General features: G+C 60.4%; 14 protein-coding genes. 9 read left to right on the top strand and 5 right to left on the bottom strand.

The features are described from left to right. The first annotated feature begins 130 nt into the window (after positions 1 to 130). The 3 genes from AC13RM_RS29640 to AC13RM_RS29630 are packed head-to-tail and all read left to right on the top strand — an operon-like array spanning position 131 to position 3,325. A complete protein-coding gene (locus tag AC13RM_RS29640; RefSeq protein WP_244575277.1) occupies positions 131 to 586 on the top strand; it encodes an endonuclease domain-containing protein in 456 nt (151 codons plus the stop codon). A 1-nt stretch (position 587) separates the two neighbouring features. Beyond that, on the top strand, positions 588 to 2,816 hold the full coding sequence (glyS, locus tag AC13RM_RS29635) for a glycine--tRNA ligase subunit beta (protein WP_488556009.1): 2,229 nt from the start codon (positions 588 to 590) through the stop codon (positions 2,814 to 2,816). A gap of 14 nt (positions 2,817 to 2,830) precedes the next feature. Continuing rightward, entirely contained in the window at positions 2,831 to 3,325 is a 495-nt protein-coding gene (locus tag AC13RM_RS29630; protein WP_113232000.1) for a 2-thiouracil desulfurase family protein, read from the top strand. A gap of 74 nt (positions 3,326 to 3,399) precedes the next feature. On the opposite strand, the gene AC13RM_RS29625 is transcribed toward AC13RM_RS29630, so the two are convergent. From AC13RM_RS29625 to purD, 3 genes are all read right to left on the bottom strand, one after another. Next, positions 3,400 to 5,214 carry a methyl-accepting chemotaxis protein gene (locus AC13RM_RS29625; protein ID WP_440478553.1) on the bottom strand — a complete coding sequence of 605 codons (1,815 nt, stop codon included), beginning with the start codon at positions 5,212 to 5,214 and terminating at the stop codon, positions 3,400 to 3,402. Between the two features lie 365 nt (positions 5,215 to 5,579). Continuing rightward, a complete protein-coding gene (locus AC13RM_RS29620) occupies positions 5,580 to 6,008 on the bottom strand; it encodes a plant virulence effector HPE1-like domain-containing protein (RefSeq protein ID WP_440478554.1) in 429 nt (142 codons plus the stop codon). Between the two features lie 112 nt (positions 6,009 to 6,120). Continuing rightward, positions 6,121 to 7,389 (bottom strand): phosphoribosylamine--glycine ligase, encoded by a 1,269-nt coding sequence (gene purD / locus AC13RM_RS29615; RefSeq protein ID WP_488556008.1) that lies wholly within the window; start codon positions 7,387 to 7,389, stop codon positions 6,121 to 6,123. A 246-nt stretch (positions 7,390 to 7,635) separates the two neighbouring features. Between purD and AC13RM_RS29610 the strand changes: the two genes are divergently transcribed. Both AC13RM_RS29610 and AC13RM_RS29605 read left to right on the top strand, forming a co-directional pair. Further along, positions 7,636 to 9,945, top strand: a complete 2,310-nt coding sequence (locus AC13RM_RS29610) for a Tex family protein (protein ID WP_488556007.1) — start codon at positions 7,636 to 7,638, stop codon at positions 9,943 to 9,945. A 144-nt stretch (positions 9,946 to 10,089) separates the two neighbouring features. Next, positions 10,090 to 11,349 (top strand): cyclopropane fatty acid synthase, encoded by a 1,260-nt coding sequence (locus AC13RM_RS29605; RefSeq protein ID WP_285177527.1) that lies wholly within the window; start codon positions 10,090 to 10,092, stop codon positions 11,347 to 11,349. A gap of 84 nt (positions 11,350 to 11,433) precedes the next feature. On the opposite strand, the gene AC13RM_RS29600 is transcribed toward AC13RM_RS29605, so the two are convergent. After that, the gene (locus tag AC13RM_RS29600; protein WP_374820237.1) at positions 11,434 to 11,868 is read right to left on the bottom strand and encodes a hypothetical protein; all 435 of its coding nucleotides are present in this window, start codon (positions 11,866 to 11,868) and stop codon (positions 11,434 to 11,436) included. Between the two features lie 295 nt (positions 11,869 to 12,163). Between AC13RM_RS29600 and AC13RM_RS29595 the strand changes: the two genes are divergently transcribed. Together AC13RM_RS29595 and ubiA are read left to right on the top strand one after the other, a co-directional pair. Beyond that, a complete protein-coding gene (locus AC13RM_RS29595; RefSeq protein WP_374820281.1) occupies positions 12,164 to 12,949 on the top strand; it encodes a MipA/OmpV family protein in 786 nt (261 codons plus the stop codon). Positions 12,950 to 13,023: 74 nt separating this feature from the next. Beyond that, complete coding sequence (gene ubiA / locus AC13RM_RS29590) at positions 13,024 to 13,986, top strand: 4-hydroxybenzoate octaprenyltransferase (RefSeq protein ID WP_374820239.1); 963 nt, start codon at positions 13,024 to 13,026, stop codon at positions 13,984 to 13,986. Between the two features lie 76 nt (positions 13,987 to 14,062). Here ubiA and AC13RM_RS29585 read toward each other — a convergent pair whose 3' ends face one another. Beyond that, the gene (locus AC13RM_RS29585; RefSeq protein WP_069613709.1) at positions 14,063 to 14,629 is read right to left on the bottom strand and encodes a DUF6101 family protein; all 567 of its coding nucleotides are present in this window, start codon (positions 14,627 to 14,629) and stop codon (positions 14,063 to 14,065) included. 318 nt (positions 14,630 to 14,947) lie between these two features. On the opposite strand from AC13RM_RS29585, the gene AC13RM_RS29580 reads away from it, so the two are divergent. Together AC13RM_RS29580 and AC13RM_RS29575 are read left to right on the top strand one after the other, a co-directional pair. Next, positions 14,948 to 17,464, top strand: coding sequence for a DUF1217 domain-containing protein (locus tag AC13RM_RS29580; RefSeq protein WP_374820241.1), 2,517 nt, complete (start codon positions 14,948 to 14,950; stop codon positions 17,462 to 17,464). Positions 17,465 to 17,683: 219 nt separating this feature from the next. After that, the gene (locus AC13RM_RS29575) at positions 17,684 to 20,665 is read left to right on the top strand and encodes a DNA translocase FtsK (RefSeq protein ID WP_374820243.1); all 2,982 of its coding nucleotides are present in this window, start codon (positions 17,684 to 17,686) and stop codon (positions 20,663 to 20,665) included. Positions 20,666 to 20,935 lie beyond the last annotated feature (270 nt).

Genomic DNA, 20,935 nt, shown 5'->3' with positions numbered 1-20,935 from the left:
GGTGGGGGTGACGATTGTTTGGCCGCAGAGGTTGCCGCGATCACCCCACCCCGGCACTTTGTGCCGACCCTCCCCCTCAAGGGGAGGGTGTGAACGGTGACTTTGTAATCGCAACGGATGTGGATCGTTGATGCCTAAAAAGCCCTCCAAACTCGATCGCTTCAAAATCGCCAACAGCCGTCGCCTGCGCGCCGGTTCGACCGATGCGGAAGCCAAGCTTTGGAAGCATCTGTGGCGCATCCCGATCGAAGGCACCCATTTTCGCCGCCAGGTTCCGATCGGGCGCTATTTCGCCGATTTCGCCTGCCATCAGATCGGTCTGATTATCGAGCTTGACGGCAGCCAGCATGCGGAAGATGCGGCAAGGCGTTATGATGCCGAGCGGACGGCCTTTCTTGAGAGCCAAGGCTATCACGTCGTCCGATTCTGGAATGCAGAGGTCATGGATGAGATGGAGGCTGTTCTGGATACGATATTTGCCATTGTGCAGCAGCGGCAAATTTTGCTAGCAGAGGCCGACCGTTTTCACCCCACTCCGGCACGCCGTGCCGACCCTCTCTCTCAAGGGGAGGGTGAGGAACCTTGACATGCCCGATCTCCTTCTCGAACTCCGCTCCGAGGAAATTCCCGCCCGTATGCAGCGCAAGGCTGCCGGCGACCTGAAGAAGCTGGTGACCGATGCCCTGGTCGAAGCGGGTCTTTCCTATGAAGGTGCCAGGGAATATTGGACGCCGCGGCGCCTGACGCTCGATATTCGCGGTCTGACGGCGCGCTCGGCCGATGTGCGCGAGGAGCGCAAGGGTCCGCGCACCGACGCCAACGAGAAGGCGATCGAAGGCTTTTTGCGGGGTGCTGGCCTCTCCTCCATCTCCGAGGCGCAAGTCCAGAGCGACCCGAAAAAGGGCGATTTCTACGTGGCGATCATTTCCAAGCCCGGCCGTGCCGCGGAGGAAATCGTCGCTGCGGTGATGCCCGACATCATAAGAAATTTCCCCTGGCCGAAATCCATGCGCTGGGGCAAGGCCTCGGTAAAGCCCGGCTCGCTGCGGTGGGTGCGCCCGCTGCAGTCGATCGTCTGCACCTTCGGCACCGAGCATGAAGAAACGACGGTCATCCCCTTCGAGATCGACGGCATGGTCGCCTCGAACGTGACCTATGGCCATCGCTTCCACGCCCCTGGTCCGATCACGGTCAAGCGTTTCGAGGATTATGCGTCGAGCCTGGAAAAGGCCTATGTCGTTCTGGATGCCGACCGCCGCAAGGATATCATCCTGCATGATGCCCGCGATGTCGCCTTTGCCAATGGTCTCGAACTGGTCGAGGACGAGGGCCTGCTGGAGGAAGTGTCCGGCCTCGTCGAGTGGCCGCAGGTGCTGATGGGCTCCTTCGAGGAGGATTACCTGTCGATCCCATCCGAGATCATCCGCTTGACCATCAAGACCAACCAGAAGTGTTTCGTCACTCGGCCGCAAGGCTCCCACCTCCCCCTTGAGGGGGGAGGTCGCAGCGAAGCTGCGGGTGGGGGTGACCCCTTGTTTCAACAGGATCACCCCACCCCGGCACTGCGTGCCGACCCTCCCCCTCAAGGGGAGGGTGCGCTGTCCAACCGCTTCATTCTCGTTGCCAATATCCAGGCAACGGATGGCGGCAAGGAAATCATCCACGGCAACGGCAAGGTCGTGCGTGCCCGTCTGTCCGACGCGCTGCACTTCTGGAAGCGCGACCAGGGCGATCTGCCCGATCTCGAAACGCTGGAAGCCTCCGCTGAAAAGTTCGGCCTCGATCTGAAGAAGCCGCTCGATCAGCGCATGGCCAAACTTGACGCGCTGAACGTCACCTTCCATGCCAAGCTCGGCAGTCAGGGCGAACGTGTTGTCCGCATCCGCGCGCTGGCCGCTGAACTCGCCAAGATCACCGGCGCCGATGCCGCTCTGGTCGATCGTGCCGTCGTGCTCGCCAAGGCCGACCTGCGCACCGAAGCCGTCGGCGAATTCCCCGAACTGCAGGGCGTCATGGGCCGCAAATACGCATCACTGCAGGGCGAGAATGCCTCGGTCGCGACTGCGATCGAAGATCACTACAAGCCGCAAGGTCCCTCCGACCGCGTTCCCGAAGACAAGGTTGCAATCACTGTTGCGCTTGCCGACAAGCTGGATACGCTCGTCGGCTTCTGGGCAATCGACGAAAAGCCGACGGGCTCGAAGGATCCTTATGCACTGCGCCGCGCAGCCCTCGGTGTCGTCCGCATCCTCCTGGAGCGCGGCGTGCGTCTGCCGCTGCTGGCGACCACCAAGGATGCCGATCTGCTCGCCTTCTTCCATGACCGCCTGAAGGTCTACCTGCGCGATCTCGGTGCCCGCCATGACTTGATCGACGCCGTACTGACGCCCCAGGCCGACGATCTGCTGATGGTTGCCCGCCGCGTCGAGGCGCTGACTGCCTTCATCACCTCCGAAGACGGCAAGAACCTGCTCGCCGGCACCAAACGCGCCACTCAGCTTCTGGCTGCCGAAGAGAAGAAGGGCACCGTCGTTGCCGATGGCGTTTCGGACGCCTTGCTGAAGCTCGACGCGGAAAAGGATCTCTTCGCCGCCGTCAAGGCTGCGTCCGCAGAAGCCTCAGATGCGATTGCCAAGGAAGACTTCCGCTCGGCCATGGCAGCCCTTTCCAAGCTGCGTGCGCCCGTCGACCGCTTCTTTGAAGATGTGCTCGTCAATGATGAGGATGCCGCCATTCGCGCCAATCGCCTGGCTCTGCTGCGCCTGATCCGCGAAGCAACCGGCACGGTCGCCGACTTCTCGAAGATCGCGGGATAAGACACGGGGGCGCGATGACCGGAAAGATTCTCGTCAGCGCCTGCCTCATGGGCCATGCCGTCCGCTATGACGGCCGCTCCAAGCCTCTTGTCCATCCGGCGATCGATCGCTGGCGCGAGGAGGGGCGGCTGATCACGATCTGTCCGGAAATGTCCGCCGGCATGGCGGTGCCAAGGCCGCCTGCGGAAATCGCAGACGGCGCGACCGGCGAGGATGTGCTTGCCGGCACTGCACGGGTGATGGAAATCACCGGCGGTGATGTCACGGCGGAGTTTCGCCAGGCGGCGGAAAATGCGCTGGCGCTCGCAACCGAGACCGGCTGTCGTTATGCTCTTCTGATCGACGGCAGCCCCTCCTGCGGCTCCGGCTTCATTTATGACGGCACATTTTCCGGCGGTCGGCAGAATGGCCGGGGCGTCACGGCGGCGTTGCTCAAGCAGGCCGGTATCGAGGTCTATTCCGATCGCGAGATCGACCTGCTGGTTGAGCGCCTGAAGGTCGCAGACTGACGCAGCAAAGCTTTGCTCAAAAGAAAACCGCCGGACGCGAGCCCGGCGGTTTCCCATTTTTGCAACTGTACTGATCAGGCGGCGCGGCGATGATCCATGGTCGCGCGACCTTCGTTGACGCGGAAACCGCGGATGAGCGCAAGCAGATCTTCCGTATCGGCGGCGAGCGTCTCGGCCGATGCCGTGGTCTCTTCAGCCATGGCGGCGTTCTGCTGCGTGGCGGCATCGAGCTGGTTCATCGAAGAGGAGATCGAGCGCAGCGTCGTATCCTGCTCGGAGGCGCTGTGGGCGATCTTCGAGACGATCTCGTTGGCGGCCTTGATCTGGTCGGAGATGCGCTTCAGCGCTTCGCCTGCCTCGCCGACGAGGCGAACGCCCTGGTGGACCTGGCCGGAAGAGCGGGCGATCTGGTCCTTGATCTCCTTGGCGGCTGCCGCCGAACGCTGGGCGAGTTCACGCACTTCCTGAGCGACGACCGCGAAGCCCTTGCCGGATTCGCCGGCACGAGCGGCTTCCACGCCGGCGTTGAGCGCCAGCAGGTTGGTCTGGAAAGCGATCTCATCGATGACGCCGATGATCTTGCCGATTTCCGACGAGGACCTCTCGATGCCGCTCATGGCTTCGATCGCCTGGGCAACGACGGCATCGCTGCGCGATGCTTCGGCGCTGACGGCGTGGACGCGCTTGCTGGCCTCATCGGCGCCTTCCGCAGTCTGTCGGACGGCGACGGTGAGCTCGTCGAGAGCAGCCGAGGTCTCTTCCAGGCTGGCGGCCTGACGCTCGGTGCGCTGTGACAGTTCGTTGGAGGCGCGGCGGATTTCTTCCTTGCTGAGGCCGATGTCATTGCCCTTGGCGTTGACGCGGCCCATCGCGGCTTCGAGGTGCGACAGTGCCTCGTTGAAGTTGTTGCGAAGGCCTGCATAGCTGGCGCCAAGATCGCCGCAACGCACCGTCAGGTCGCCGCGGGCGAGGTCCTCGAGCGCCTTGCCGATGACCGAGACGACACGCGCCTGTTCGCGGGCCTCGTCCTGCTGCTGGCGCAGGTTCTGCTCGCGCTCATTGCTGATTTCGAGCTCCTGTGCCGCCTGGCGGTCGGAGAGCGCATGACGTTCGCGAACCTTTTCCTGCAGCGCTTGGGTTGCCTTCGCCATCAGGCCGATTTCATTGCGCATCTCGGTATGTGGGATGGCGGTCTTCATGTCTTCGTCGGCGACAGCCTTCAGGGCTGCATGGACGTCGGTCAGCGGCTTCGTGATGACGCGGATGAAGTAGAAGGCGGCGCCGATACCGATCAGGAAGACGATGCCGCAGATCATGAGCGCACGCCACATGGTGGCATTGATCTGCGCCTCGAGGTCATCCATGTAGACACCGCATCCTAGCACAAGCTGCCAAGGCGCGAAGGCGGCCGAATAGCTGCCCTTCAGGAAGAACTCGCTGTCGGAGTGACCCGGCTTGTTCCAGTAATAGATGGTGCGGCCGCCGCCCTTGATGCCCTTCTCCACCATTTCCTTGCTGAAATGGGTGCCGTTCTTATCGATCTGCGAGGACATGTCCTTGCCGATATTGACCGGGCTCGGATGAATGCGCTGGATGACATTGTAATCGAAACCGAAGAGATAGCCTGCCGGCGCGAAGCTGACATGCGACAGCACCTTGAACGCCTCAGCCTGAGCCGCCTCATGCGTCATCTCGCCGGATTTTTCGCGCTGATAATACTGGTTCAAAACCGAAATGCCGGATTCGACCTGCGTGCGCAGCATGTCGAAGCGGTCGTCGTAGATAGAATCGGCCTGGGACCGGATCTGGAAATAGGTGGCCACCGCGAATGCGGCCATCAGGACGCCAAGCAGGGCAAATAATTGATGCGAAATCTTGAGATTCTTCATGGTGCCTCCCACAGGGGTGAAACCGGTGCGGTATCCTACCGCCTGTGCGATCGCCTGAGAGAATCCCAATACGCTTGCCGCCGCTCGAATGACATGCTGCTGTCCGGTGACGGTAAAATCGCTGTTTATGTCTAAAAAAGCTTTAATTGTAGGGATTTGGTTGTATTTTCTTTCAATTTAAACCGCAGATATGCGCTTGGATCATAGGTAATACATATTTTGACTTGAGAATGACTGCAGCTAGTCCAAGCATTTCCCGATAATTTATTTAGATAACTCGAATATTAGGATGATATATTTCGAAAATGTGAATGGTAGCCGGCATTCCGCAAGCAAGTAAACGCTACCGCGAATGGATTGCCAGACTATTGGCGAAGCTGGAAATCGGAAATATCGAGCGGCGCGGGCTCGCGAGCCGTGGAGGAGTTGGGCAAGGCTGCCGTCCGAGCCGTCATGTCGATGCCATCGATGGGCTCACCGGCGGCTGCGAGCGCTTCTGGCGTAGGCTTGCTGACGAAATTAACAGGCGAGCCGCCCATCCACGCTTCGGTGCGGACGACCCTTTTCTGACCATCGATATTGCGCACGACGACGGATTGGGTACCGGGCTCCAGCGTCGGCACGGCATATTCCTTTTCCGTGACCGGCGGCTTGAGCGGAGGGCACTCGGCGCAGCTCTTGTCAATAATGCTGCCTCTGCCGCCGATCATCGTGCCGTCGATCGGCTGGATCGACGAGGCCATGGCGGAACCGCCGGCCAGTACGCACGCCAAGGTCACAAAGAAGCAACGCATAACCAAGAACTCCGCCTATAGTGACGAAGACATTAGTGTAGCTTTATTTCCATCCCGTCAGGAGATTAGGTAAAAATTTAATGGACTTGCGATTGCAGAGCCGCGGTGATGTCTACTCCTCGCGCTCCACTGCACGCCAGCCGATATCATTGCGATAGAAACCGTTGTCCCATTTCACCTTGCCGGCCAGAGCATAGGCACGTTCCTTTGCCTCGCTCACCGTCTTGCCGGTTGCCGTGATGTTCAGTACCCGACCGCCGGTCGCAACCAGCGTGCCGTCCTTCAGTCCTGTGCCGGCATGGAACACTTTCTCACCTTCACTATCCGCGGGTAGCGCTGTGATCGGCGTGTTCTTGGCATAGGAGCCGGGATAGCCTTTCGAGGCCATGACAACGGTCAGCGCCGGATCGTCGCTCCATTCGGCCGTCACCTGATCCAGCGTGCCGTTGGCGCAGGCATAGAGCAGCGGCAGCAGGTCGCTCTTCAGGCGCATCATCAGTGCCTGGCATTCGGGATCACCGAAGCGGACATTGTATTCGATGAGTTCGGGACCCTTGGCGGTAATCATCAGCCCGGCGAAGAAAACGCCGCTGAAAGGATGGCCGCTTTCCGCCATACCGTGCATCGTCGGCTCGATGATTTCCCTCATGGTGCGCTCGACCATGTCTGGCGTCATGACGGGGGCGGGAGAATAGGCACCCATGCCGCCGGTGTTCGGGCCGGTATCGCCGTCGCCGACTCGTTTGTGGTCCTGCGCGGTCGCCAGCGCCAGCGCGTGCTTGCCGTCGCAAAGGCAGAAGAAGCTGGCCTCTTCGCCATCGAGATAGGCCTCGATTACGACTTCCGCGCCGGCCTCGCCGAATGCACCCTCGAAGCAATCGTCGATCGCGGCAAGCGCTTCGTCGATCGTCATCGCAACGGTGACGCCCTTGCCTGCCGCAAGCCCGTCCGCCTTGACGACGATCGGCGCGCCTTGAGCGCGGACATAGGCTTTTGCCTTCGGTGCGTTGTTGAAGCGCTGGTAGGCGCCGGTGGGAATATTGTAGCGCGCGCAGATATCCTTGGTGAAACCCTTGGATCCTTCGAGCTGGGCGGCAGCTGCGGAAGGGCCGAAGACAGCGATGCCGGCGGCGCGCAGCCTGTCGGCAATGCCGGCAACGAGCGGCGCCTCCGGGCCGACGACGACGAAGTCGATGGCCTTGTCCTTGCAGAAGGCGACAACGGCGTCATGGTTGTCGATATCGAGCGCCACGAGCGTCGCATGCTCGGCAACGCCGGGATTGCCCGGTGCCGCATAGAATTCCGTCATGAGAGGCGATTGCGCCAGTTTCCAGGCCAGTGCGTGCTCGCGTCCGCCCGATCCGATCAACAGAACTCTCATGGCTTGCCCTTTCGTTGCATCCTTTTGCGCGGTTAAGGGGGGTTGAGCCAAAGGTCAAGCGGCAAATCCTGTGGAGGCAGGGCCGGCAACATTGCCATGCCCTTTTATCCCGCTAAAGCGGATGCTGCTTCGTCCTCCACGCCATCTCCGTGCCCGGATTGGCGTGTTCCGTGACGAAAACCGCTTCTTATGTCCACGGGATCATGCTTATGGTCCGCTTTACGATTGTTAAGTTCAGAGAGACACATGGCCGCTGATATCCGTTCCCTTGCTGCTACCATCGCCGCCGAGATCAATGCCCGTCCGGATCAGGCCAAGGCCGCCATCGAGCTTTTGGACGAAGGCGCAACGGTGCCCTTCATCGCGCGCTACCGCAAGGAAGTGACCGGCGGCCTCGACGACACGCAGCTTCGCACGCTGTCGGAACGTCTCGTCTATCTGCGTGAGCTTGAAGCGCGCCGCGCCGCCATCATCGAATCCATCACAAGCCAGGGCAAGATGACCGACGAGCTGATGGGCAAGGTCGCGACCGTCGGCACCAAGTCCGAGCTGGAAGACCTTTATCTGCCCTACAAGCCGAAGCGCCGCACGCGCGCCGAGATTGCCAGGGAGCGTGGCCTCGGCCCCTTGGCCGACACGATCCTGGTGGATCGCTCCAAGGAGCCCATGGTTCTCGCCGAAGGCTTCATCACGGCCGATGTGCCCGACGTGAAGACGGCCCTGGAAGGCGCGCGCGACATCATCGCTGAAGGCATTGCCGAAAATGCCGATCTGCTCGGCAAGCTGCGCAACTACATGAAGACCAATGCGACGCTGAAGGCCGCTGTCGTCGATGGCAAGCAGGAGGCAGGCGCCAAATTCTCGGATTATTTTGCCCATCAGGAACGCTGGGCAACCGCGCCCGGTCATCGCGCGCTCGCCATGCTGCGCGGCTGGAACGAAGAAGTGCTGACGCTGAATATCGAAGTCGACACCGACGCCGTCTCGCCGAACAAGCCGGTCGAGCGCATGATCACTGCGGCCTATGATATCGGCGCCAGCCGGCCCGGCGATCGCTGGTTGGCGGAAGTCGCGAGCTGGACCTGGCGCGTAAAGCTCTCCATGTCTCTCTCGCTCGATCTGATGCGCGAGTTGCGAGAGAGGGCGGAGGAAGAGGCGATCCATGTCTTCGCCCGCAATCTGAAGGATCTGCTGCTGGCGGCTCCCGCCGGCTCGCGCGCCACCATGGGCCTCGATCCGGGCATCCGCACCGGCGTCAAAGTTGCCGTGGTCGACGGCACCGGCAAGCTCCTGGAGACGACGACGGTCTATCCCTTTCCGCCGAAAAACGACGTGCGCGGCACGCAGGCGACGCTGGCCGCTCTTATCCGCAAGCACAAGGTCGAACTGATCGCGATCGGCAATGGCACCGGCAGCCGCGAAACCGAAAAGCTGGTGGCCGACATGCTGGCCGAACTGCCGGCGCCGAAGCCGACGAAGGTCATCGTCTCCGAAGCCGGTGCATCGGTTTACTCTGCCTCGGAAACCGCGGCGCTCGAATTTCCCGGCCTCGACGTCTCGCTGCGCGGTGCCGTCTCCATCGCCCGCCGCCTGCAGGACCCGCTGGCCGAACTCGTGAAGATCGAGCCGAAGTCGATCGGCGTTGGCCAGTACCAGCACGATGTCGACCAGCAGAAGCTTTCCCGCTCGCTGGATGCCGTGGTCGAAGATGCGGTGAATGCCGTCGGTGTCGACTTGAACACGGCCTCGGCGCCGCTGCTTGCCCGCGTTTCGGGCCTGGGGCTTTCGATTGCCGAAGCGATCGTTCGGCATCGCGATGGCGAAGGGGCCTTCGAGACGCGGCGCGATCTCCTGAAGGTCGCCCGTCTCGGCCAGCGCACCTTCGAGCAATGCGCCGGCTTCCTGCGTATTCCGAATGGCAAGGAGCCGCTCGACGCTTCCTCGGTGCACCCGGAAGCCTATGGTGTGGCCAAGAAGATCGTCGCTGCCTGCGGCCGCGATCTCCGCACGTTGATGGGCGATACGGCAACGCTGAAGGCCATCGATCCCAGGCAGTTCATCGACGACAAGTTCGGCCTGCCGACCGTGCGCGACATCATCGCCGAACTGGAAAAGCCGGGCCGCGATCCGCGCCCGAGCTTCAAGACCGCGACTTTTGCCGAAGGCGTCAACGAGATCAGCGATCTCAAGCCTGGAATGCTGCTGGAGGGGACGGTAACCAACGTCGCTGCTTTTGGCGCCTTCGTCGATATTGGCGTCCATCAGGACGGTTTGGTGCATGTCTCGCAGCTGGCTGACCGCTTCGTCAAGGACCCGCATGAGGTCGTGAAGGCCGGCGATGTGGTCAAGGTCAGGGTCGTTGAAGTCGACGCGAAGCGTAAGCGAATCGGCCTTTCCATGCGCAAAGATGGCAGCACTGTGGCAGCCCCGTCCGGGCGCGACACACGCGAACAGGGTGGTCTGCGCAGCGCTGGCGTTAAGGGAAATATCCGTCCGAAGGCCGAGCAGCAGGGTAGTTTTGGGGCGGCGTTGGCGGACGCACTCAAACGAAAATAAGGACTTAGCGGAACTTTGTGCAAGAATGTCACACTCTGGCAGCGTTGTTGCCAGAGTGCCAATGACTGCGAAAAGGTGCGCTTGCCACAACGCTGTGAGGCGTTAAAGTTGCCTTAATGTCATGTCATAACATTCGAGGCGTCCATGGCGTCGACCCTTTTTTCTCTCGTCCAGAAAATCATCCGTAAAGGTTCACTCAGGCTTACGCTCGCATCCGGCGAGACCCATATGGTCGGCGACGGAACCGGAGAGACGGTGGCCGTCCGGTTTGCCGATCAGCAGGCGGAAGATGCGGTTGCCCGCGATCCGACGCTCAAGCTTGGCGAAATGTATATGGAGGGCCGCTTCATCCTCGAGCAGGGGGACATCTACGAGTTCCTGTCGCTGGTGAAGCAGAATACCACCAACGAGATTTTCGATTTCCGCATGGCGGCGCTGCTGCTCGGCCGCATCGCCTGGCAGCAGATCAAGAGCCGCTCGCCAATCAATCGCAACAAATACAATGTTGCGCATCACTACGATCTCTCGGCGAAGCTGTTCGATCTCTTCCTCGATGAGGACTGGCAATATTCCTGCGCCTATTTCAATCCGCCTGGCATCAGTCTCTATGAAGCGCAGGTCGCCAAGAAGCGACACATCGCCGCCAAGCTGCTGGTTGAGCCCGGTCAAAAGGTGCTGGAGATCGGCTCCGGCTGGGGCGGCATGGCCATGTATCTCGCCGAAGCCTATCCCGGCCTCGACGTAACCGGCATCACGCTCAGCGAAGAACAGCTGAAAGTATCGCGCGAACGGGCAGCCAAGCGTGGCCTCTCCGATCGCGTCCGCTTCGAGCTGCAGGACTATCGCTATATGACCGGCAAGAAGTTCGACCGAATCGTCTCGGTCGGCATGTTCGAGCATGTCGGCATCGGCGATTACGGCAAGTTCTTCCGCAAGGTTTCGGAGCTGCTTGATGATAACGGCGTCATGCTGCTGCACTCCATCGCCCGCCCGAAGCCGAGCTTCGCCACCAACGCCTTCATCGAAAAGTATATTTTCCCCGGCGGCTACATCCCCTCTATCGGCGAGACCACGCCGCCGCTGGAAAAGGCCGGTTTGCTCACCAGGGACGTCGAAACCCTGCCGATGCATTATGCCTATACGCTCCGGCATTGGCGCAACCGCTTCGTGGCACGCAAGGCCGATGCCGTCGCACTCTACGACGAGAAGTTCTTCCGCATGTGGGAGTTCTATCTGGCTGGCTCCGAAATGGGCTTCCGCTGGGATGAGCTCTTCATCATGCAGCTCCAGATCACCAAGAACCAGTTCGCCGTGCCGGACAACCGCAATTACATTGCGGAGCGCGAGGCGAAGCTGAAGGAATTCGAGGCAGGGCGCGCGCCTTTGGAGAAGGTGACGTTCTGAACCTCATGCCGCCGTTTGATGGGGCCGGACCGTGGAAAGCCGCGGCCCGGCCTTTCTATTCACGCCTGTACGTCGCTACGGTCGCTATCTGCCGACATGGACGGTAAAGGTGCCGTCTTGCACCGTACCATCGGTGTTCAGCCCAGTAAGGCGCAGGGTGAACTGGTCGGTGCCCGAGAAACCAGGGTTCGGCGTATAGTAGACGATATTGCCTTGGACCGTCTTGCCCGAGCACAGGTAGGCAGTGCTGTCTTTCGAAAACTTCGCTGTGACCGGCCCGTGCTCGACGTCAACCTTGCCGTGGGCAGGCTGCTTGATGACGCCTGTATAGGGAAATCCTGCAAAGGTGCAGTCTTGTTTCACAAGCGAAGTAGTCGTCACCTTCGTCTTCTTACCGGGCGCCGCTCTTCCCGAAAACTGGCTTTGCTTTGCTCCGCCGATCGGAGTGCCGACGCAGCTGGAAAGCGCCATGCCGGCAGTCAGGATCAGACCTAGGGAGATCAGAGATATGCTCTTCATTCGTTTCTCATCTTTTGAAATTGGGGGGCTATGAGATGGCGGGCATTTGGCAATTGCAGCCATTACCCACGATTGAGCATCTATACAGAAATTAAATCAGCGCGATAGGTCACCGCATGTCGAACGGCGTCTGAATTGGAGCAACCTGAATTTGATGTCCGACCGAATTCGGCGTGTTGTGGTTAAGGGAGCGGTAACACGATCCGCATAATTTGCAGCAACTCTCGGGTCATACGGCCCTTTGTATTGCGTATCATGGAGTTTCGTCGTGTTTGCAAAGTTAAGGTTCCTTTTCATTGGTGGCCTCTCCGTCGTTGCTTATGCCGGCGCTGCGGAGGCGGGCGACGGCCAGCATTTGTGGTCGGGTGACTGGTACCTGAGCGTCGGTGCGGCCGGTTTCTCGGCACCGAAATTCGAAGGCGGCAAGCACAACAAGCTGCAATGGTCGCCGCTAGTGTCCATCGGTCGGCAAGGCCCAGGCCCGCGCTTTTCCTCGCGCAACGACAATCCGTCCTTTGCCCTGATCGAAAGCGATGCATTCCGCATCGGCATCGTCGGTAAATTCTTGCCGAGCCGCGACAGCAGCGATGGCCGCGAACTGAGGGGATTGAAGAAGGTCAAGTGGGGTGTGGAAGCCGGCGGCTTTGCCGAAGCCTATCCCACGGACTGGCTGCGGGCCCGCGTCGAAGTTCGCCAGGGTATTCGCGCCCATAGCGGTGTCGTCGCCGACGCCGCAGTCGACGCCTTTACCGATATTACTCCCGAGCTTCGCGCCTCTGCCGGTCCGCGCATGACCCTCGCCAGCAGCGACTATTTCGACACCTATTATGGCGTCAATGCGCGCGAATCGGCTGCCTCCGGCCTCAGCGGCTACAAGCCCGGCGGCGGCGTCAAATCCGTCGGTTTCGGCGGCGCACTAACCTGGAAGGCCTCGCAGAACTGGACCACCAGCACCTTCCTCGAATATACCCGGCTCACCGGCCCCGCCGCCGACAGCAGCCTCGTGCGCGAGCGTGGCGACCGTAACCAGCTGCTGATCGGCGTATCCGCCAGCTACAAGTTCAATTTCACGATGAACTGAGCAACGGGCGAGGTCATGTCTCGTCATGGCCTCGCCGCTTGACCTCGGGTGCTGGATGTCACTACTACTCGCCTATGCAAAACACAGGCGACATCAACGGGCGCGTCGCCGACGCGCCATCCGGCAACTGGGTCTATCGCGTCCTGCCTCCGACGCTTTGGCCTTACGCTCAGCTTGCGCGCTGGGACAGGCCGATCGGCTGGCAGCTCCTAATGTGGCCATGCTTCTGGTCCGTCGCGCTTGCGGCCAATGCCTCCGTCGCTTTGGGACATGGCTCCCCCGGCTTCGTGGTGATCTATCACCTCTTCCTTTACTTTATCGGCGCCGTCGCCATGCGCGGTGCCGGCTGCACCTACAACGATCTGGTCGACCACGAGATTGACATGTCCGTGGCGCGCACCCGCTCGCGCCCGCTGCCATCGGGCCGAGTGACGCGCCTTCAGGCCAAGGTGTTCATCGCTTTGCAGGCTCTCGTCGGCTTGCTGGTGCTGCTGCAGTTCAATTGGTTTGCCGTTATCCTCGGCGTGCTGTCGCTCGGCATCGTCGCGCTCTATCCCTTTGCCAAGCGCTTTACCGACTGGCCGCAATTCTTCCTCGGCCTTGCCTTTTCCTGGGGCGCCCTGATGGGTTGGGCGGGTCTCTTCGGCAGCCTGTCGCTTGCCCCGATCGTGCTCTATCTCGCCGCGATCCTCTGGACCATCGGCTACGACACGATCTACGCGCATCAGGACAAGGAGGATGACGAGCTGATCGGCGTGCGCTCGACCGCGCGGCTTTTCGGCGATCGGACTCGACTCTGGCTGGTCGGGCTCTATGGGGCGACGCTGCTTCTGATGCTTCTGTCCTTTGCGCTCGCGGGTACAAGCTGGCTCGCCTATCTCGGCCTGATCGTCGCCGGCGGCATGTTCGCCTATCAGATCGCCGTGCTCGACATCAACGACGGCGCACAGTGCCTGGCCCTCTTCAAATCGAACAATCGGGTCGGGTTGATCATTTTCGCCGGGCTCTTCCTGTCGTTCCTGCTTCTTGCTCCCTGAAAAAAAGATTTCGGCCGCGGGATCGGTTTTCCCACGGCCGGTTTCTGGTGATATTCGGTTTTCGAGCCTTATCGGCTCAATGCCTTGCGATGATCTCGCGGCCCTGGATCTTCATCTTGATGCCGAGCTTGCCGGTCGTGCGGCGCACGAGGAAGCGGGGGCGGCGGTTTGCGAAGTAGGAATGGCGGCGACGCGGCTGGCTGTCCTGCGAGCGGACGCCGCCGAGATGTTCTTCCAGCGGACGGGCCACGCCATCGGCTTCGATCATCAGCATCGGAATGCGGAAGGCTTCCGACCAGGAGCGCCAGTCAGCGGCGATGTCGCTCAAGTCATGAGCGACGAGAAGGGGGATGCAGAGATCCGGGTCTGAGTGATGCAGCTCCAGCGTGACGGTAACTTCGCCGTCGCCGTGATCTATGGCGCGGGCGGCTACACCCTGGAATGCACGCTTGGGCAAAGCGACGGACAGCGGCAGGCCGCTGGACGGCAGGATCTTGCGCAGCACTGCGCCGCGCTCGTCGATCGTAATGGTGACATCACCTTCGGCACCTCGCATGGCGTAGCTGACCTGTTGCGGGAAGCGCGCCGGATCAAGCCGCAGTGTGGTTCCAGCCCAATCGGGCTTCAGGACGGTATTAGTCATCGATTTTTCTACCCTTGCTTTACCTGAGAGCCGGTTGTTCCGGTCTTCTCTCGGAGAACTTCTGTCCTCTCGTTGTTGGGCAGATTAGGTGCCGTCCCTTCCAGACAGCTTAAAAATCGAGGTTAAGAAAACTTTGCGTCCTCAAATGGTTAGCAAAGTCGAATGCATCAGGGTTTCCATAAGGTGAACACAGGGCAAGGTGGTGCATCAGTATAGTACACGCATAAGGTGAGTGCGTGTAAGCCTCAGGTAAGATTTATATGAAATAATGCCGGCCAGATTCGCCCCCTTTATTAGAGATTTATTGGGATTCTGCTGATGATTTCCACTTATCTTGGTTATACGATCGCAACCAGAGATATGGCGACCTCGCTCAATCAGGTGGCGCAGCAGTCGCAAAGCAAGCGTTTGATCGACTATTACAACGCCAATATCGGCAAAGTAACTGATGTCGACAGCTTCCTGAATGACTATCAACTATACAGTTACGCAATGGAAGCCTACGGGCTTTCCGACATGACCTATGCCAAGGCCTTTATGAAACAGGTCCTGACCAGCGACCTCAGCGACTCCAGCAGTTTCGCCAATAAGCTCACCGATCCGCGTTATAAAGAATTCGCTGCGGCGTTCAATTTCGGCACGAGCTCGACGGGTACGACGAATACGGCACAAACCAGCACGCAGGAAGACGACCTCATCGGGCTTTACAAACAGTCGTTTACGAACGAGGAGACGTCGGCAGCGACCGAAACCACCTATTACAGCCAGAACATCAGCTCGGTTAAGACGGTCGATGATCTCCTCGGCAATACCCGCCTGCGTAATTATGTGCTGCAGGCCTACGGTATCGACCCGACCTATGTGTCGAATTCGGCTCTGAAGCAGATGCTGACGAGCGATCCCAGCGACCCCAATAGCTACGTCAATCAGAATGGCGGCAGTGCCGACAAGGCGCTGGTGGCGGAATTCAATTTCAATGCCGACGGCACGGTCAAGACATCGACCCCGGACGGCGACACGGCCTATTACGAGGCCAATATCGGCAGCGTCACCTCGGTCGATCAGCTGACGTCCAATCCGCAGCTGTTCCAGTACGTCAAGACGGCATTCAATATCCCATCCTATATCACGGCGGATCAGTTCAATGCTTCGGCCAAGGATGCCAGCACAGCGAGTTCGAATGGGCTGACTGCGGTCATGGGGGAATTCAACTTCCAGAGCGACGGCACGGTCGCATCCGGTTCACAAGCACAGACATCTGACCAGATAAGCGCCACCACGGCAGGCTATACCGCGAACTATCCCGGAGGGCCGCAGACGCTCAGCCAGCAGGCCGATGTGATGAGCGCCTACAATTCCACCGTGCCCTCATTCACGACGAGCGTCGGCGCAACCGACAATGATCTCTATTACAAGAATCATATCGGCTCCATCACGTCAGTCGACCAGCTGACGTCGGACAAGCGTCTTTTCGATTACGTCAAGACGGCCTACGGCATCGATCCGACGACGCCAGCCGTCGTCTTCAAGAACGCTTTCGGCGATGCGACGACCGCCGCCATCTTCGGTCTGACCGACGTCGTCTCCCAGTTCAATTTCCAGTCGGACGGCACGCTTGCTTCCGGCCAGACGGCCCAGTCCCAAAACGAGATCGACGCGGCCTCCAAGGCCTATATGACCAACTACCAGTCGTCGCAGTCGACCCTGACCACGGATGCGGTCAACAACTACAAGAACCGCATCGCCAGCGTGAAGACCATCAAGGATTTCTTTGCGAGCAATACGTCCGACAGCAGTGCCGCCAACGACAGCGCGCCGGAACTCTATCAGATGGCGTTGCGCGCCTATGGCATCGGCGAGAACGAGGTCACGAAGTCCCAGCTGACCAAGATTCTCGAAAGCGATCCCTACGATCCGAAGAGCTATGTCAACTCGCTCAAGGACTCCCGCTTCACCGCGCTTGCCAAGGCCTTCAATTTCGACAGCAAAGGCAATCTGAAGGCTCCGGTGCAGTCTTTGTCGCAAACGCAGATCAACAGCTATATCTCGCAATATTCCAGCCACAGCACGGCGGGGCTGTCGGGGGCCGAGCTGACCAAAGCCACCAGCGATGCCAAGACCGCCGCCACCTATTTCGCCACCAACATCGTCAAGGTGACCAGCGTCACGGATCTTTTGGCCGACAGCAAGCTTACGAATTTCATCCTGACGGCCAACGGCATCGATCCGAAGACCGTCGATACGGCGACGCTGAAGAAGGCTTTCGCCTCCGATCCGTCCGATTCGAAGAGCTTCATCAACACGACCGATGGCGCCAAGTTCAAGAGCATCGTCGAAGCGTTCAATTTCGGTACCGACGGAAATCTGACCGACACGAAGCTCGGCACGGCGCAAAACCAGGGCGCGCTTGCGGCGACCAATGATCTCTTCCTGCATCAGACGCTGGAAGATCAGCAAGGCGAGAGCAACCCCGGTGTGCGTCTGGCGCTCTACTTCCAGCGCAAGGCGCCCGATATCAACTCGATCTATGACATCATGGGCGATTCGGCGCTTTATGAGGTCATCACCACCACCTATAATCTGCCGAGTTCGATCTCCAACATGGACGTCGATACCCAGGCCAAGATGCTCGGCAATTTTATCAATGTGAGCGACCTGCATAACCCCGACAAGCTCAACCAGCTGCTACAGCGGTTCTCGGCGATGTACGACTTGCAGAACAATACGACCTCCTCGACATCGCCGGCGCTATCGATTCTCACGGGCTCATCGTCGAGCTCCGGCATCAGTGCCGATACGCTGCTTTCCATCGCGCAGCTGTCCTCGTCACGGTAACGGGTCCCGCAAAAAATCTAGCCTGTCTCCCTGTCGCGTTCTCGCGCTGCAGGGGCTTGTCATGTCCTTGTTTCTACAGGGTTTCCGAGCATATTCGGACGTGTTTTTCGAGTGTGGAATGGCAGCTTTCCACAACGGCAGGAAGGAACTTATTAACCATCCTTGCCCTATTCGATTTGAGAAGCCAACGGCAATATCAATGACTGGGTTGCAGGTCTCATGCGTCTTTCCCGAACGACACTTTCCAATGCGTCTCAAGGCGTCCAGCCGGAGGACGATCTCGACCCGGAGCTGGCGGCCGAAGAGGCTCGCCGCGCCGAGCAGATCGCCGCTCGCCGTGCGTTTCTGGAAGAGAAGATTCGTAACGCCCGCGAAGCCAAGCGCAAGGCCGAAGAGCAGCGCCGCGCCGAGGAACAGCGTCTTGCCGAAGAGGTAAGGAGGCGCACCGCCGCAGCCCCGCCGCCGGTCGTGGAGGCGCTGCAGGCTGCCGCCGTTACGAACGAGCAGGACATGCCGGTTCTGCCGCAGGGAATCTCCGCGGAAGATCTCGCATCGCCCGGCTGGCAGAATGCCTTCCTAATGGGTCCCAACGTGCGTTTCACCCGCACGCGCGAAAACGAAATCATCAGCCGTCGTCCGCCTGCCGAGCCGAAGGCCGAGATCCGTCCACCAGCCGCCGCGCACGCCGCGATGCGGGTGATGGAGCCGCCTGTTGTGGCCGAAGCACCGGCAGCAACCATTGTCGTTCCGCCCGTGCGGCCGACCGAATTCCACCTGCCACCGCTCGAGGACATGCCGCTGGTGGTGGAAGGCTATATTCCGACAGTAATTCAGAATTCCCCGGCAACCGAGCCGGACGCATTGGAGATGACCGTTATCGCTACCGCATTCTCGAAAGCTCCCGCGATTGCGTTGGATGCTTCCCCTGTACAGCCAAGTGTTCCCGAGTCCCTAGCCGCGCCTGTGGTCGAGTCGCGTCTTGCCCATCTTTCCGATTTCGCCTTCTGGGATGCGATGCCGTTCGACGGCGAGTTCGTCTCGGCCCTCAAGGGTGAGCCGAAGCAGCCGGCGATGCCGCCCAAGCCGGAAGTTGATGCCGAATCGATCATTGCCAAGTTCCGGGTCGTCGAGTGCCGCCGTCCGGCTGCCGCTGCCGAGCCGCAGCCCACTGTTGCACTGTCTGTGGCTGTAGAAGCCGCAAAGCCAGCCGAAACCATTTACAACCAGCCGGTGGCAGTTCTGAGCACGCCGGCTATGGATGAGCTCGCAGCGCTGGAGGCTGCCGTTCTGGCTCCGGTCATCGAAGTTGTGGCGGCTTCAGAGGAAGCGCCGCAGCCGGAGCCGCAGGTTGTCGTGGAGGCCCCAGCCGAGACATTCGTACCGCCTGCCTTCGTCACCGCCGTTTATGGCGCTGAAACCGCTCCTGCCGTCGAGGCTCGCCCCGCCCCGGTGATGGTCGTTGCCCCGATGCCGACGAAGGTCGTCGCTCCGGCTGCTGCTGAACCGGTCGCCAAGGCGGCATCCATCATTCCAGCCGTCGAGGCCGCCGCTCAGCGTTTGATCGACGCGCCGCCGTCACGGATCTCGCCGCGCCGGCCCGCATCGCTGACGCCACCCGAATGGCGCCCGATCGCCCGCACCGCTGACGGCGAATACGAGCTGCCGCCGCGCGAACTGCTACAGGAACCCGCCATCCGCTCCGGCGTGATCATGACGCAGGAAACGCTGGAGCAGAATGCCGGGCTGCTGGAAAGCGTGCTCGAGGATTTCGGTGTCAAGGGCGAGATCATCCATGTCCGTCCAGGCCCGGTTGTCACGCTCTATGAGTTTGAGCCGGCACCCGGCGTCAAATCGTCGCGCGTCATCAACCTTGCCGACGATATTGCCCGTTCGATGTCGGCCCTCTCGGCCCGCGTCGCGGTCGTTCCCGGCCGCAACGTCATTGGCATCGAACTGCCGAACGTCAACCGCGAGACCGTCTATTTCCGCGAGATGATCGATTCGCCCGATTTCGAGAAGAGCGGCTACAAGCTGGCGCTCGGCCTCGGCAAGACGATCGGCGGCGAACCCGTCATCGCCGAACTCGCGAAGATGCCGCATCTGCTCGTGGCAGGTACGACCGGTTCGGGCAAGTCCGTCGCCATCAACACGATGATTCTGTCGCTGCTCTATCGCATGACGCCGGAACAGTGCCGCCTGATCATGGTCGATCCGAAGATGCTGGAACTGTCAGTCTATGATGGCATCCCGCACCTTCTGACCCCTGTCGTCACCGATCCCAAGAAGGCCGTCATGGCGCTGAAGTGGGCGGTGCGCGAAATGGAGGATCGCTACAAGAAGATGTCGCGCCTCGGCGTGCGCAATATCGACGGCTACAACAGCCGCGTTGCCTCCGCCAAGGAAAAGGGCGAGACCATCCACGTCATGGTCCAGACCGGCTTCGACAAGGGCACCGGTGCCCCGATCGAAGAGAGCCAGGAAATGGACCTGACGCCGATGCCCTATATCGTCGTCATCGTCGACGAAATGGCCGACCTGATGATGGTGGCCGGCAAGGAAATCGAAGGTGCGATCCAGCGTCTGGCGCAGATGGCCCGTGCCGCAGGTATCCATTTGATCATGGCAACGCAGCGTCCGTCCGTCGATGTCATCACCGGCACGATCAAGGCGAACTTCCCGACGCGCATTTCCTTCCAGGTCACGTCGAAGATCGACAGCCGCACCATCCTTGGCGAGCAGGGTGCCGAACAGCTTCTCGGCCAGGGCGACATGCTGCACATGGCCGGCGGCGGCCGCATTTCCCGTGTCCATGGCCCCTTCGTCTCCGACGAGGAAGTCGAGAAGGTCGTCGCTCATCTGAAGCTGCAGGGCCGTCCGGAATATCTCGATACGGTCACGGCTGACGAGGACGAGGAAGACGAGGAAGAAGATACGGCCGTCTTCGACAAGGGCGCGATTGCCTCGGAAGACGGCGACGATCTCTACGAGCAGGCGATCAAGGTGGTCATGCGCGACAAGAAGTGCTCGACCTCCTACATCCAGCGCCGCCTCGGCATCGGCTACAACCGCGCTGCATCGCTGGTCGAGCGCATGGAAAAGGACGGCCTGGTCGGCCCCGCCAACCACGTCGGCAAACGCGAGATCATCTCCGGTAACCGCAATGGCGGCGGTGGTAATTCGGGTCAAGACGATTTCGATTGATATAATGGGGGATGACGCTGGCTGCGGTCGCCGCGGAGAGTGCTCACCCCCTCTGTCCCCTTCGGGACATCTCCCCCACAAGGGCAGGGGAATCGCATATGGACAGGTTAGCCCCTCATCCGTCCTCTCACAGTTTCGCTTGGCTCAACTGTTCGAGTCCACCTTCTCCCCGCACGCGGGGCGAAGGGGTTTGGCGAGGTAGCTCCCTCGCCCCGTCAAAACGGGGAGAGGGCTGGGGTGAGGGGCACTTTCTATTTCATACGCGATGGC

The sequence above is a fragment of the Martinezella sp. CNPSo 3732 genome (assembly GCF_057784515.1).
Note: the sequence above shows the minus strand (reverse complement) of the source record. Positions and strands in the feature narration are given on the sequence as shown.

Bases quoted from the DNA above. Each gene is read 5' to 3' on its own strand.
- AC13RM_RS29640 (WP_244575277.1), top strand. From the start codon at position 131: ATGCCTAAAAAGCCCTCCAAACTCGATCGCTTCAAAATCGCCAACAGC.
- glyS (WP_488556009.1), top strand. From the start codon at position 588: ATGCCCGATCTCCTTCTCGAACTCCGCTCCGAGGAAATTCCCGCCCGT.
- AC13RM_RS29630 (WP_113232000.1), top strand. From the start codon at position 2,831: ATGACCGGAAAGATTCTCGTCAGCGCCTGCCTCATGGGCCATGCCGTC.
- AC13RM_RS29625 (WP_440478553.1), bottom strand. From the start codon at position 5,214: ATGAAGAATCTCAAGATTTCGCATCAATTATTTGCCCTGCTTGGCGTC.
- AC13RM_RS29620 (WP_440478554.1), bottom strand. From the start codon at position 6,008: ATGCGTTGCTTCTTTGTGACCTTGGCGTGCGTACTGGCCGGCGGTTCC.
- purD (WP_488556008.1), bottom strand. From the start codon at position 7,389: ATGAGAGTTCTGTTGATCGGATCGGGCGGACGCGAGCACGCACTGGCC.
- AC13RM_RS29610 (WP_488556007.1), top strand. From the start codon at position 7,636: ATGGCCGCTGATATCCGTTCCCTTGCTGCTACCATCGCCGCCGAGATC.
- AC13RM_RS29605 (WP_285177527.1), top strand. From the start codon at position 10,090: ATGGCGTCGACCCTTTTTTCTCTCGTCCAGAAAATCATCCGTAAAGGT.
- AC13RM_RS29600 (WP_374820237.1), bottom strand. From the start codon at position 11,868: ATGAAGAGCATATCTCTGATCTCCCTAGGTCTGATCCTGACTGCCGGC.
- ubiA (WP_374820239.1), top strand. From the start codon at position 13,024: ATGCAAAACACAGGCGACATCAACGGGCGCGTCGCCGACGCGCCATCC.
- AC13RM_RS29585 (WP_069613709.1), bottom strand. From the start codon at position 14,629: ATGACTAATACCGTCCTGAAGCCCGATTGGGCTGGAACCACACTGCGG.
- AC13RM_RS29580 (WP_374820241.1), top strand. From the start codon at position 14,948: ATGATTTCCACTTATCTTGGTTATACGATCGCAACCAGAGATATGGCG.
- AC13RM_RS29575 (WP_374820243.1), top strand. From the start codon at position 17,684: ATGCGTCTTTCCCGAACGACACTTTCCAATGCGTCTCAAGGCGTCCAG.